Origin of the sequence: Enterobacter sp. 22452, assembly GCF_052045065.1 — a bacterium.
Taxonomy (GTDB): domain Bacteria; phylum Pseudomonadota; class Gammaproteobacteria; order Enterobacterales; family Enterobacteriaceae; genus Enterobacter; species Enterobacter mori.
In genome coordinates, this window is sequence record NZ_JBQEOB010000005.1 from 85,622 (window position 1) to 99,331 (window position 13,710).

At 55.2% G+C, this 13,710-nt stretch carries 11 protein-coding genes; 4 read left to right on the forward strand and 7 right to left on the reverse strand.

Annotated features, from left to right (window positions below):
* Window positions 1–6 precede the first annotated feature (6 nt).
* Window positions 7–1,134: an ABC transporter ATP-binding protein gene (locus tag ACTJJA_RS15445; RefSeq protein ID WP_089601123.1), complete on the forward strand. Its 1,128-nt coding sequence runs from the start codon at window positions 7–9 to the stop codon at window positions 1,132–1,134.
* 13 nt (window positions 1,135–1,147) lie between these two features.
* Window positions 1,148–2,434, forward strand: coding sequence for an ABC transporter substrate-binding protein (locus tag ACTJJA_RS15450; protein WP_010435180.1), 1,287 nt, complete (start codon window positions 1,148–1,150; stop codon window positions 2,432–2,434).
* An 85-nt stretch (window positions 2,435–2,519) separates the two neighbouring features.
* Here the strand turns inward: ACTJJA_RS15450 and ACTJJA_RS15455 are convergent, their stop codons facing one another.
* Both ACTJJA_RS15455 and ACTJJA_RS15460 read right to left on the reverse strand, forming a co-directional pair.
* A complete protein-coding gene (locus ACTJJA_RS15455) occupies window positions 2,520–3,953 on the reverse strand; it encodes a glycoside hydrolase family 32 protein (protein WP_440668599.1) in 1,434 nt (477 codons plus the stop codon).
* A 19-nt stretch (window positions 3,954–3,972) separates the two neighbouring features.
* Window positions 3,973–5,214 (reverse strand): MFS transporter, encoded by a 1,242-nt coding sequence (locus ACTJJA_RS15460; RefSeq protein ID WP_010435183.1) that lies wholly within the window; start codon window positions 5,212–5,214, stop codon window positions 3,973–3,975.
* Between the two features lie 221 nt (window positions 5,215–5,435).
* Here ACTJJA_RS15460 and ACTJJA_RS15465 point away from each other — a divergent pair, with 221 nt between their 5' ends.
* Entirely contained in the window at window positions 5,436–6,431 is a 996-nt protein-coding gene (locus ACTJJA_RS15465; RefSeq protein ID WP_440668600.1) for a LacI family DNA-binding transcriptional regulator, read from the forward strand.
* Here the strand turns inward: ACTJJA_RS15465 and araE are convergent, their stop codons facing one another.
* The 3 genes from araE to kduI form a co-directional block, all read right to left on the reverse strand.
* On the reverse strand, window positions 6,432–7,847 hold the full coding sequence (gene araE / locus ACTJJA_RS15470) for an arabinose-proton symporter AraE (protein WP_010435187.1): 1,416 nt from the start codon (window positions 7,845–7,847) through the stop codon (window positions 6,432–6,434).
* 315 nt (window positions 7,848–8,162) lie between these two features.
* A complete protein-coding gene (gene kduD, locus ACTJJA_RS15475; protein WP_042717044.1) occupies window positions 8,163–8,924 on the reverse strand; it encodes a 2-dehydro-3-deoxy-D-gluconate 5-dehydrogenase KduD in 762 nt (253 codons plus the stop codon).
* A gap of 63 nt (window positions 8,925–8,987) precedes the next feature.
* Window positions 8,988–9,824: a 5-dehydro-4-deoxy-D-glucuronate isomerase gene (gene kduI, locus ACTJJA_RS15480; RefSeq protein WP_089600936.1), complete on the reverse strand. Its 837-nt coding sequence runs from the start codon at window positions 9,822–9,824 to the stop codon at window positions 8,988–8,990.
* A 297-nt stretch (window positions 9,825–10,121) separates the two neighbouring features.
* Between kduI and ACTJJA_RS15485 the strand changes: the two genes are divergently transcribed.
* The gene (locus tag ACTJJA_RS15485; RefSeq protein WP_218400396.1) at window positions 10,122–11,297 is read left to right on the forward strand and encodes an oligogalacturonate lyase family protein; all 1,176 of its coding nucleotides are present in this window, start codon (window positions 10,122–10,124) and stop codon (window positions 11,295–11,297) included.
* Window positions 11,298–11,438: 141 nt separating this feature from the next.
* Here the strand turns inward: ACTJJA_RS15485 and ACTJJA_RS15490 are convergent, their stop codons facing one another.
* Both ACTJJA_RS15490 and ACTJJA_RS15495 read right to left on the reverse strand, forming a co-directional pair.
* Complete coding sequence (locus ACTJJA_RS15490) at window positions 11,439–12,122, reverse strand: oligogalacturonate-specific porin KdgM family protein (RefSeq protein ID WP_440668601.1); 684 nt, start codon at window positions 12,120–12,122, stop codon at window positions 11,439–11,441.
* A 318-nt stretch (window positions 12,123–12,440) separates the two neighbouring features.
* Window positions 12,441–13,619, reverse strand: a complete 1,179-nt coding sequence (locus tag ACTJJA_RS15495; RefSeq protein ID WP_010435204.1) for an acetyl-CoA C-acetyltransferase — start codon at window positions 13,617–13,619, stop codon at window positions 12,441–12,443.
* Window positions 13,620–13,710 lie beyond the last annotated feature (91 nt).

Below are 13,710 nucleotides of genomic sequence, written 5' to 3' on the forward strand. Positions count from 1 at the left end.
AATATCATGGCTGAAGTAATCTTCAACAAACTGGAAAAGGTCTACTCCAACGGCTTCAAAGCGGTACATGCTATCGATCTTTCCATCTCCGAAGGGGAGTTTATGGTGATTGTCGGGCCGTCCGGCTGCGCCAAATCAACTACCCTGCGCATGCTGGCCGGACTGGAAACCATCAGCGGCGGCGAAGTGCGTATTGGCAATAAAATTGTGAACAACCTCGCGCCAAAGGAGCGCGGGATTGCAATGGTGTTCCAGAATTACGCGCTCTATCCGCACATGACGGTGCGCGAGAACCTGGCCTTCGGCCTGAAGCTGAGCAAGCTGCCGAAAGATCAGATTGAGTCTCAGGTGAACGAAGCCGCGAAAATCCTGGAGCTGGAAGAGCTGCTCGACCGCCTGCCGCGCCAGCTTTCCGGCGGCCAGGCGCAGCGCGTGGCGGTAGGCCGCGCGATTGTGAAAAAGCCGGACGTGTTCCTGTTTGACGAACCTTTGTCCAACCTCGATGCCAAACTGCGCGCCTCGATGCGAATTCGTATTTCTGACCTGCACAAGCAGCTGAAAGCCTCAGGCAAACCGGCCACCACCGTCTACGTCACCCACGACCAGACCGAAGCCATGACCATGGGCGACCGCATCTGCGTGATGAAGCTCGGCCATATCATGCAGGTGGATACGCCGGATAACCTCTACCACAAGCCGAAGAACATGTTCGTGGCGGGCTTTATCGGCGCGCCTGAAATGAACATTCGTAAAAGCCTGCTGGTGGAAAAAGCAGGGAAGCTGCACATCGCCATCGGCAATGAAACCATGCCGCTGAACGCGGAAAAGCAGGAGAAGGTTTCCGCTTACGCCGGTCAGGAGGTCTTCTACGGCGTGCGCCCGGAGTTCGTGTCCCTCTCTGACGAGCCGTTCCAGGACGGCGGCTGCAGCGGCGAGATGGTGCGCGTCGAGAACATGGGCCACGAATTCTTTGTATATCTGAAAGTCGCGGACTACGAACTGACCGCCCGAATTCCTTCCGATGAAGCTAAACCAATGATTGATAAGGGACTTCACCGTAAGGTGTATTTCACGTTTGATATGAACAAGTGTCATATTTTTGACGCAAAAACTGAACAGAACCTCTCTCTCTGATGGAGTGATAAAAATGAAAAAAGTGCTTTTAAGCGCAGCAATCTCCGCGACTCTGGGCCTTACCGCTTTGCCATCGATGGCGCAAGATGTTGATTTACGTATGTCCTGGTGGGGCGGCAACGGTCGTCACCAGGTCACCCTGAAAGCCCTGGAGGCGTTCCACAAGCAGAACCCGGACATCAACGTGAAGGCTGAATACACCGGCTGGGACGGTCACCTCTCCCGTCTGACCACCCAGATTGCGGGCGGTACCGAGCCGGACGTGATGCAGACCAACTGGAACTGGCTGCCGATCTTTTCCAAAACCGGCGACGGCTTTTACGATCTGAATAAGATGAAGGACGTCATCGACTTAACGCAGTTCGATCCGAAAGAGCTGCAGTCCACCACCGTTAACGGCAAGCTGAACGGCATTCCGATTTCCGTGACCGCGCGCGTGTTCTACTTCAACGACGAGACCTGGAAAAAAGCAGGCGTTGAATATCCGAAAACCTGGGACGAGCTGATGGCGGCGGGCAAGACGTTCGAGAGCAAGCTCGGCAAGCAGTACTACCCGGTCGTTCTGGAGCATCAGGACACGCTGGCGCTGCTGAACTCGTACATGATCCAGAAGTACAACATCCCTGCGGTGGACGAGAAAACCAAAAAATTCAGCTACTCCAAAGAGCAGTGGGTGGAGTTCTTCCAGACCTACAAAAAGCTGGTGGATAGCCACGTGATGCCGGATACCAAATACTACGCGTCGTTTGGTAAGAGCAACATGTATGAGATGAAGCCGTGGATCCAGGGCGAATGGGGCGGCACTTACATGTGGAACTCGACCATCAACAAGTATTCCGACAACCTGAAGCCACCGGCGAAGCTGGAACTGGGCAGCTACCCTATGCTGCCGGGCGCCACCGATGCGGGACTGTTCTTCAAACCGGCGCAGATGCTGTCGATTGGTAAATCCACCAAAAACCCGGAAGCGGCGGCAAAGCTGATTAACTTCCTGCTGAACAGCAAAGAGGGAGTGGATACGCTGGGTCTGGAGCGCGGCGTTCCGCTGAGCAAAGCAGCGGTGCAGTTCCTGACCGAAGACGGCACCATCAAGGAGAACGACCCGTCCGTTGCGGGTCTGCGCCTGGCGCAGTCGCTGCCAGCGAAGCTTACCGTGTCGCCTTACTTTGACGACCCGCAGATTGTGGCTCAGTTCGGGACGTCGCTGCAGTATATCGATTACGGTCAGAAAACCGTGGAAGAGACGGCGGCTGACTTCCAGCGTCAGGCAGAGCGTATTTTGAAACGCGCGATGCGGTGATAGTGTCCTCCCTGCCCGTCCTGCGCTTAGCAGGGCGGCAAACTGTGCCTTTCCGCGATCCGGAAAGGCACAGCGGTATCAGAGATTACTCAAGTTGCCAGGCACCGGCCTCGGTTAAAACGGCCATACCGCTCCAGGCGAATAACGCTAAATCCCGATGGTCGACATCCGGATAAATACGGCTGCTCAGGCACGCCTCACCGTCGTTAACAAAAACTTCCACTGACGAACTATCGAAGAACAGCCGTAGCGTCAGCGCCTTCCCGGCAGTTAATGGCACGCTGCGCACGCCGCACAGTCCATACTGCGGATAATGACGCTCCAGCACCAGCCGCTGCATCTGCGCATCAACATACACGCGCAGGCCATCACCGAAACGGAGTCCATACTGTTCTGCACTGCTGTTTGCGCAGTCCCAGTGAAGGATAACCTCCAGCGCCTCGCCGTTTTCCATCATAACGCTTTGCTGGTTTTTAAGGGTGGCGATCGGCCACGGGAACCAGGCACCGCGCATCCCCTCGACCTCTTTGGCTGGACGCATTTGCAGGCGGTTGTCCGCACTCAGACTCAGCTCGCGCGGCAGTGAAAGCATGCCCGCCCACCCGTCCCGTTGCTCCGGCAATGCCGATTCCCACATGTCCAGCCAGCCAATGACAATGCGTCGGCCATCTGGCGTCAGGAAACTTTGCGGCGCATAAAAGTCATGACCGTGATCCATTTCAACATAGTCGCCCTCGCGGGCAAACGCCTGCCCTGGCTGCCATGCGCCGAGCAGATACCCGCTCTGAAACAGATTGCGGTTCTGGTAGCCATTTGCCTCCAGTCCCTGGGGAGAGAACATCAGAACGCGCTTGTCGTTGAGGGTGAAAAAATCCGGGCACTCCCACATATAGCCCATCTCTTTTTCCGCTTCATCAAGCACACCCGCGTCCTGCCACTGGCGGAGATCGGTCGATCGATATAGCCGCACCTGCCCGGTATCACCGTCGCGAGCGCCAACGATCATGTACCAGTCATCCCCTTCACGCCACACTTTCGGATCGCGGAAATGATGTATCCCTGCCGGGGTGTCCACCACAATACCCTGACGTTCAAAGTGAATACCGTCGCGACTGGTCGCCAGACACTGGACCTGATAGAGGTTGGCCTCATCACTGGGATCGCCATGAAATTTATGCCCGGTATAAATCAGCGCCAGCGTATCGCCATCGACCACCGCCGAACCGGAGAAGCAACCGTCTTTGTCCTCCGGGCCTTCCGGAGCCAGCGCCACCGGCAAATGTTCCCAGTGCACCACATCTTTACTGCGCGCATGCCCCCAGTGCATTGGTCCCCATTCGGTTGAATACGGGTGATGCTGGTAAAACGCGTGATACCAGCCATCGAACCAAACCAGCCCATTCGGGTCATTCATCCAGCCCGCACGGGCGGCCAGGTGGTAGCGCGGATACCAGCGCAGGTTCAGCGCCTCGCGTTTAGCCTGGAGTTCCTGTTCTGCGTTAGAAATGGTGTACATCATAGTCTTCACTCTTTTTGATTCAGATAGCGGAGGGTTGCGAGACCAGCGGGTCTGAGGACGACCGCGAGGAGCGCAGCAAGAAAATGGAGATAAAGGTAGTGCTGAACACCAGCAGTCCCATAATCAGATAGGACTGGGCGAAGCCGTACTTCTCGTAGCTATAGCCCGCCAGCGGCGAAAGTACCGTGGCGATGACCGAACTGGTGCATGCAAAGCCCACCAGATACAGCGTGGATGAGAGTCGTTTATCGAAGTTAAGGCTGTTGTATTTGAAGATGGCCACCAGCAGAACCGGCAACTCTAGCGCGTGCAGCAGCTTGGTGATAGAGATAAGCAGCGGGCCTTCCACCAGCCCGGAGGCGACCATGCGGCTCGCCATCACCATTCCGGCGAAGATGAGGCCGTTTTTCGCGCCGATGCGGTTAACCAGCCATGGCGCGCAAAACATGCCAGCCGCCTCAAGGAAAACCTGGAATGAGTTCAGATAGCCATACATGGCGTTCCCTTCCTGGAGGGTCGGGAACTGAGAAGAGAAGTAGACCGGAAACTGCTGGTCGTAAACGCCGTAAATGCAGGTGCCGATCACGAAGAACACGAGCGCCCAAAAGCGCGGTAGGGTTAGCAGGCGCAGCGCATCTTCCAGCGTCACCTTACCGCCCGCCACGGCTTCTTCCATCGCCTGCGAGGCGGAGAAAACCCGCAGCCGCGCCAGCAAAATGAAAAATACCAGCCCTGAGCAACTGGCCACCGCAAAGTTGAGTTTTGGGTTGATGTTGAAGAGTAAACCGGCAAAGAACGTCGCGACTGCCCAGCCCAGCGAGCCCCACATCCGCGCCTTGCCAAACTCAAACTGGCTCTGACGTGCCACACGTTCGGTATAAGACTCTAAAACACCGATACCGCCGTTAAAGGTCAGGCCGATGTAAATCCCACCGAAAATGCTGCCAAGCAACACGTTAATCTTCAGCAGATAGCCAAACAGTAAAAAGGCCGGGCCAGAGAGGATCAGCAGTACGGTGATGTACCAGAGGAGATTTTTACGCAGGCCGAGCTTGTCCTGAATAAAACCGTAGCAGACCTGTGCAAACAGCGCGGAGACGGAGAGCACCGCGTAGATAATGCCGGTATCCCCCGGCTTGAGCCCTACCTCCTGGTGCAGCCAGATAGAGAGCAGCGATCCGGAAGAGGACCAGCAGACAAAAAAGAAAAACAGTAACGCACTGAGTAACGGGTAGCTGTGAGAGTGATGTTTCTTCATCATGACATTCTCATCGTGGAGGAATGTCGAAAATGGTAACGTTAACAAACAAGTTAACTCATGTCATTTTGCTGAGATTCATGATGTTAATCACAAAAGTTAACGTTAACATTAATGGAGTGCGATCGCGATCAACTATTTCTTACCTGCGCGCGCGTCACGCGTAAGATAGAATATCGAACGATCTTTTACATCAGCAGCTTAGCAAGGGCGGAGTAATCAACATGGCATCGCTTAAGGATGTGGCAAAGCTGGCCAATGTGTCACTGATGACGGTATCCCGCGCGCTAAACAGCCCGGAAAGGCTAAAACCGGAGACGCTGGCCCGGGTTCAGGCCGCTATTGAACAGACCCATTACGTGCCCGACCTGTCAGCGAAAAAAATTCGCGGGGCTCACGCCATGCCGAACACCATCGGGGTGCTGGCGCTGGATACGGTGACCACGCCCTTTTCGGTAGAGATCACGCTGTCGATTGAAGAGACCGCGCGGGCGCACGGCTGGAACAGCTTTGTGGTTAACATGTTTACCGACGATAGCCCGGAGACCATGGTAGACCTTCTGCTCTCTCATCGCCCGGACGGGATCATCTACACGACCATGGGGCTGCGCAAGGTGCCGCTCCCGTCAAAGCTGCTAACCCTTCCCTGCGTGCTGGCAAACTGCGAAAGTTTGCACGATCCGGTGGCCAGCTACATACCCGATGACGAGCAGGGCCAGTTCTCTGCGGTTCAGGCTCTGCTGGCTGCGGGCTACCGCCGCCCCCTTTGCCTGCATCTGCCAGCTAACCATCTGGCTACCCTTCGCCGTCGCCAGGGGCTGGAGCGCGCCTGTCGGGAAGCGGGAATCGACCCAAATACCCTGGTTCACTGCTATATGGAATATGGCGATGAGCACTATCGCGATATTCCGGCACGCGTTCTGGCGCATATTCAACAGCAAACGCCGCTGTTCGACTCCGTGATTTGCGGCAACGACCGCATTGCGTTTATGGTTTATCAAACGCTGCTGGGACATGGGTTGCGCATTCCGCAGGATGTGGCCGTGGTGGGGTACGATAACATGGTGGGGATCGGCGATTTGTTCTTACCGCCCCTCTCAACGGTGCAGTTACCTCATTATGAAATCGGGCGCCTGAGCGCCCTGCATATTATCAACGGTGACAGCCATCGCGAGACGGTACGGGTCGCCAGCCCGTGGCTCCCCCGAGAGTCGCTATAATTAGATGCCGATGTTCCGCAATTTCTCCCCCGCCATCAGCTTGCGTTCAATATGCTCCAGCGTCACGCCTTTGGTTTCAGGGATCAGCCAGAAGGTGACACCGATAAACGCCACGTTCAGCACCGTATAGAGCCAGAAGGTTCCCGCTGCGCCAATCGCATCCAGCAGCGTCAGGAAGGTCGCGCCGATGATCATGTTTGACACCCAGTTGGTGGTGGTGGAACAGGTGATACCAAAGTCACGGCACTTCAGCGGCTGAATTTCAGAGCACAGGATCCACACCACCGGTGCGGCGCTCATCGCATAACCGGCAATGCACATCATGGTCATGCCGACGGAGAGCCAGGACAGCCCGCTTGAGGCCGTGCCGTTATCAAACTGCATCAGGCAGTAGCCGAGGATCAGCGTACCGAGGGCCATCACGCTAAAGCCAATCTTCAGCGCCGGTTTACGTCCGGCTTTATCCACGGTGAATACCGCAATAAAGGTCGCGAACATAAAGGTCAGCCCCACCACCAGCGTGGCAATCATCTGCTGTTCGGTGGTCGTGAACCCGGCCATTTTGAAAATGCGCGGAGCGTAATACATGATGATGTTCATCCCGGTGAACTGCTGCATCGCCTGGAGCAGCATGCCGAGGAACACCGCGCGGCGCACGTTGCGGTTGACCTTAAACAGCGCCCAGCCGCCCTGCTTCAGCTTCAGGCTTTCGCGGATTTCATTCAGCTCTTCACGCGCTTTTTCCGAGGTATCACGCAGCATGCGCAGCACCTCTTCCGCCTCCACGTGACGCCCTTTTTGCGCCAGCCAGCGCGGGCTGTTTGGCAGGAAAATCACCAGCACGATCAGCAGCAGCGCAGGCAGCGCCAGTACGCCCAGCATCGCGCGCCAGTTGCCGCTGTAGCTGAAGTACGTATCGGACAGGAACGCCAGCACGATGCCGAGCGTGACCATCAGCTGGTACATGCTGATCATCTTCCCGCGCACGTTCTCGCTCGCCATTTCGGAGAGGTACAGCGGCGCGGTGTAAGACGCAATCCCCACCGCCACGCCCAGCAGCACGCGGGAGAGCAGCAGCACCTCCACGTTCGTGGCAAACGCCGAGCCAATCGACCCCGCGACGAACAGGATCGCCCCGACCATCAGGCTGTATTTGCGCCCGAGGCGGAACGAGAGCCAGCCGTTAAACAGCGCCCCGATAGCCGCGCCGAGCATCATGCTGCTCACCACCCACTCCTGCAGGCGGTTACTCAGCGTAAAGTGATCGGTAATAAACGGTAGGGCCCCGGCAATGACGCCGATATCCAGACCAAACAGCAAACCGGCCACGGCTGCCGCAATAGAGACGAACTGATTCATGCGTCGGGTATCGCGCAACGCGGCGGGCATCAGGGTAGAGTCATTTATAGATGTCATATTTTTCCTGCCTCAACAGCAAAATTCGTTAAGTGAAATTACGAGATAGTGAAGAAAAGTGTCAGGCGGGAATTCGTGAAGATATGGATTATTTCGCTATGGCATAGCGTTCTGTGATGGACATTACAATTTCAACTAATGCTGAAATAGCACCGTTTTTTATTAATCACCTAATATTTAAGCAATAAAACTGTGATGCGCGTCATTTATGAATTTTCAGTATGGATTTTTCATCTTATGTCATATGGATAATGGCAATTTTTAGTCAAAAAAAACCTCCGCCCGGGGGCAGAGGCTCGCGTCATGCAGGCGGAATTAACGCGCCAGCCAGCCGCCGTCGACGGCCACGGTGTAGCCGTTGATATAGTCAGAAGCCGGGGATGCCAGGAACACAATCGGCCCCATCAGATCGCTCGGCAGACCCCAACGTCCCGCAGGGATACGCTCCAGGATTGCCGCGCTGCGCTCTTCATCCGCACGCAGCTGCTGGGTGTTGTTGGTGGCCATGTAGCCTGGCGCAATCGCGTTAACGTTGATGTTGTGCTGCGCCCACTCGTTGGCCAGCAGACGGGTAACGCCCATCACCGCACTTTTCGACGCGGTATAAGACGGCACGCGGATACCGCCCTGGAAGGAGAGCATGGAGGCAATGTTGATGATCTTGCCGCCTTTGCCCTGGGCGATAAAGTGCTTCGCCGCGGCCTGAGACATAAAGAACACGCTCTTAATGTTCAGGTTCATGACGTCGTCCCAGTCGCGCTCGCTGAAGTTGATCGCGTCTTCACGACGGATCAAACCCGCGTTGTTCACCAGGATATCGATATGACCGAATTCCGCTACCGCGCGATCCAGCAGTTCAGGGATCGCGTCGATTTTACGCAGGTCGGCGGTCAGGCTCAGGAATCGGCGGCCCAGCGCGGTGACGCGCTCGATGGTTTCGGTAGGCTCAACAATGTTGATACCGACAATGTCGCAGCCCGCTTCCGCCAGACCTAGCGCCATACCCTGACCCAGCCCAGTGTCACAACCGGAAACCACAGCCACTTTACCCTGCAGAGAAAATGCATCCAGAATCATGTTTGTTCCTTAATCGTTCAGCGCCTGTCACCAACAGGCAGGTTTATGCTTCACTGCCTGCGACTAGCGCAGATCCTTAACAGCGACATGGTCCATGTCATCAAAGACCTGGTTTTCACCGACCATTCCCCAGATGAAGGTATAGGCTTTCGTCCCCACGCCTGAGTGAATGGACCAGCTTGGCGAAATTACCGCCTGCTCGTTGTGCATCACGATATGGCGGGTTTCCTGAGGCTGTCCCATCATGTGGAATACACAGGCGTCTTCATCCATGTTGAAGTAGAAATAGACTTCCATGCGGCGCTCGTGGGTATGGCACGGCATGGTGTTCCACAGGTTGCCCGGCGCGAGCTCGGTCAGCCCCATGCTGAGCTGGCAGGTTTCCAGCACGTCCGGAACGAAGTATTTGTTGATGGTGCGGCGGTTGCTGGTGAGGTTATCGCCCAGCGTGACCGGCGCGACGTCCGCTGGCGTCACTTTTTTGGTTGGGTAGGTGGTATGCGCCGGAGCGCAGTTGTAGTAGAACTTCGCTGGCTTACCGCCGTCAATGCTCGCAAAGACCACCTCTTTCGCCCCTTTTCCGACGTACAGCGCGTCGCGATGGCCAATCTCATAGCACTGGCCGTCGACGGTAACGGTGCCCGGTCCGCCGATGTTGATCACGCCCAGTTCACGACGCTCAAGGAAATAGCTCACGCCCAGCTGTTTGCCCACCTCTCCACCCACGGAGACGGTTTTCGCCACGGGCATAATCCCGCCCACAATGATGCGGTCGATGTGGCTGTAGACCATGGTGTACTTGTCGGCTTCAAAAACCTGTTCCACCAAAAACTCATTACGCAATCCCTGCGTATCCAGCGCCTTTGCATGCGCACTGTGGATGCTTTGTCTGATGTCCACGTTGACCTCCAGAAATGATCGTGCCCAAGGGCAAAGATGATTAACGAAACGACGTTCCGTTTTCTTGATGAGCACATAGTATCCGCTGAGATTTGGCTTTTCAATTGTATTTAAAACAACGTTTCACTTTTTCTGCATCTTAATACCGAAAATGATGTTTCGATCACGATAATGTCAGAACATCCTTCTCAATCCCGATGACTCTTACGAATTGCGCCATCAGTCACACATAATGAAACATTGTTTTGATAATTTAACACCCAGTTTTTAACTCAACCTCATCCAAAGGAGTGCATTATGGCTAAAGGTATGCGGGTCAAGCTGAACTACGAGGTCAGCCGCGATCCGGATACAGGCGTGGAAGTCACCCGCCTGACCCCCCCGGAAGTCACCTGTCATCGCAACTACTTTTACCAGAAGTGCTTCTTCAACGACGGCAGCCATCTGCTGTTTGCAGGGGCGTTCGACGGTCACTGGAACTACTATCTGCTGGATCTGAAAAAGGCTGAAGCGGTGCAGCTGACGGAAGGCGCGGGGGATAACACGTTTGGTGGTTTCCTTTCGCCGGATGACAGCGCCTTCTACTATGTGAAGAACGATCGCACCCTGCTGGAAGTGGATTTGCAGACGCTGGAAGAACGCGAAGTGTATCGCGTCTCTGACGACTGGGTCGGTTACGGCACCTGGGTTGCCAACAGCGACTGCACCAAACTGGTGGGTATTGAGATCGCCAAAAGCGACTGGACGCCGCTTAACGACTGGAAGATTTTCCACGATTTCTTCCACAAGGGGCCGCACTGCCGCCTGCTGCGCGTGGATCTGAAAACGGGCGCAAGCGCCACTATCCATGAAGAGAAGAACTGGCTGGGCCATCCTATTTACCGTCCGTTCGATGACAACACGGTGGCCTTCTGCCACGAAGGCCCGCACGACCTGGTCGACGCGCGTATGTGGCTGGTTAACGAAGACGGCAGCAACGTGCGTAAGGTGAAAACGCATGCAGAAGGCGAAAGCTGCACGCACGAATTCTGGGTGCCGAACGGATCTGCGCTGGTGTACGTCTCGTATCTGAAGGGTCAGCAGGGTCGCACCATCTCCCGTTTTAACCCGGAAACCGGCGTTAACGAGGCAGTGATGCAGATGCCCGCCTGCTCGCATCTGATGAGTAATTTTGACGGCACGCTGCTGGTGGGCGACGGTTCCGGCACGCCGGTCGACGTGAAGGACACGGGGGGTTACACCATAGATAACGACCCGTACCTGTATGCCTTCGACGTCGCGAAAAAAGCCTGGTTCCGCATCGCGCGTCACGACACCTCCTGGGCGACGGTGGCAAACAGCCGCCAGGTCACCCACCCGCATCCATCCTTTACCCCGGATGATAAAGCGGTGCTGTACAGTTCCGATAAAGACGGCAAACCAGCGCTCTATATCGCGAAACTCCCCGAGCAACCTGAAATGTTGCATGCCTGATTTGAGTTAGTGTTTCTGTAACTGGCCTTGCCCTCCGTTTCGGAGGGCTTTTTTTTGGTTGGTGGCTGCCTGACTGGAGGGTATGACCAGGCCGGGTAAGCGCTAGCGCCACCCGGCAGTTTTTGGAGAATAAGTTGGATTTTAGAAGGAATACGCCACGCCTAAACGGAAACGGGTCTGGCGCTCGTCGGTGTCTTTTACGCCCACGTTGCCCACCTCAACATACGGCGCCCAATTTTGATCCCATTTATAGGCCAGCTTGGCGTTATATTCGTTAGAATAATCTTTATTATTATTACGAATCATACCCTCGGTACTTTTCGCATAAACGTAATTCAGCTCGGTACGCCAGTCTCCCATGACCCAACCCACCCAGGCATCGCCACGGTTAACTTTGTCATCGTCTTTATTTGAGCTGGACGGATAACGGGTATATTCGTAACGGTAACGTGCCGCCACGTAAAAACCATTATCGAAGCTGTATTGCAGGTGCAGGTTCGGTTTATAAATGGTACGGCTGTCATTACTCTCAATGGTAAATGCAGGCGTCACCGCAATATTGTCGGTTGCTTTCCAGCGCCAGCTAATTTGGTCTTCATGACCGTTGCCCACGACATCGGCAAAGGGCTGGTCGGCCTTGTCGCCACCGGATTTCCATTTCGCTTCAACAGAGAAGCCGAAGCCGTTAGCAAAGCGATGCGAGACCGCAACGCGGTCTGCGTTCGCGCCGTTATCAATATATTCATGGCGCAGATCGACGGTAACCGCCTGAGCCGCAAAAGACGCACCAATAAGAGAGGCAAGGACCAGAGATTTATTAAACATGAAAAAACCCTCAAATAAAATAGCGTTTCGTTTTTATGGAACTGCAGTTTATTTTTTAATAAACGTTATTTTAGTGATCGAGATCGTAATTATTTGTTTCATTTTTTTTGGCAAAGATGGACGTGATGCCAGTCAACAAAAGAGGATTTTTAACCTTAAATTTCAGGGGAGAGATCACAGTAAGACGTTAGCGGGGATAATAATACAGCGCGTAATTATTCTACTCTGCATTGAGATTGGACTGATAATCGTAAAAACGTCACGCTATGTGTAAAAAAAAACCTCCCGAGGGGAGGTTTGCTTTTTGAAAGGGAAGGATCACCGCTCAATCGCCAGCGCCACCCCTTGCCCACCGCCAATACAGAGCGTGGCAATGCCTTTACGGGCGTTACGCTTTTTCATTTCATGCACTAAGGAGACCAGTATACGGCAGCCGGACGCGCCGATAGGGTGCCCCAGCGCGATAGCGCCACCGTTGACGTTGACCCGCAGCGGATCCCACTCCAGCATTTTGCCCACCGAGATCGCCTGCGCGGCAAAGGCTTCATTGACTTCAATCAGATCCACGTCGCTAAGCTGCCAGCCTGCGCGCTCCAGACAGCGGCGTGTCGCATAGACGGGGGCGATCCCCATCAACGCCGGATCCACCCCCACGCTGGCAAAGGCTTTAATACGTGCGAGCACCGGAAGATCCAGCTCCTGCGCTTTGCTTTCGCTCATCATCATCACGGCCGCAGCGCCATCGTTAATGGAAGAGGCATTCCCTGCGGTCACCGACCCCAACGTTTCAAAAGCCGGGTTAAGCTTCGCCAGCCCTTCTGCGCTGGCATCGGTGCGCGGCTGCTCGTCGGTATCCACCATCACGGCTTCACCGTTCTGACGCAGGGTGCTGACCGGGACGATCTCATCACGAAACCGTCCGGAATCAATTGCGGCGCGGGCTTTTTGCTGCGAGCTGAGCGCGTAGGCGTCCTGAAGCTCGCGGCTGATGCCATATTCACGCGCCAGGTTTTCCGCCGTGACGCCCATATGATAATCGTTGAACGCATCCCACAGGCCGTCATGCACCAGGCTGTCGAGCAACTGGCTGTTTCCAAGCTGCGCGCCGGTACGGCTGTCGGTCAGAACGTGTGGCGCGCGACTCATGTTCTCCTGCCCACCGGCAATCACCACATCCGCCTCGCCGCACTGAATGGCCTGCGTGGCGAGATGCAGCGCTTTTAAACCGGAACCACAGACGTCGTTGATGGTAATGGCGGAAACCGTGTTGGGCAGCCCGCCTTTCAGTGCCGCCTGTCGGGCAGGGTTTTGCCCGGCTCCGGCGGTCAGCACCTGGCCGAGGATCACCTCATCGACTTCATGGGCGGCAATCCCGCTGCGTTCCACCAGCGCTTTCACCACCACGCTACCCAGATCAACAGCCGAGTGGCGCGCTAATGCCCCCTGAAAACAGCCGATAGCTGTACGCAACGCACCCACTATAACGACATCTTTCATCACGACCTCAGTGTTAAATGACCTGACGATAGTAGAGTATTGTTATCAACAATTATCGCGATTGTTTAAAATTAGTGAGTTAAATCACAAG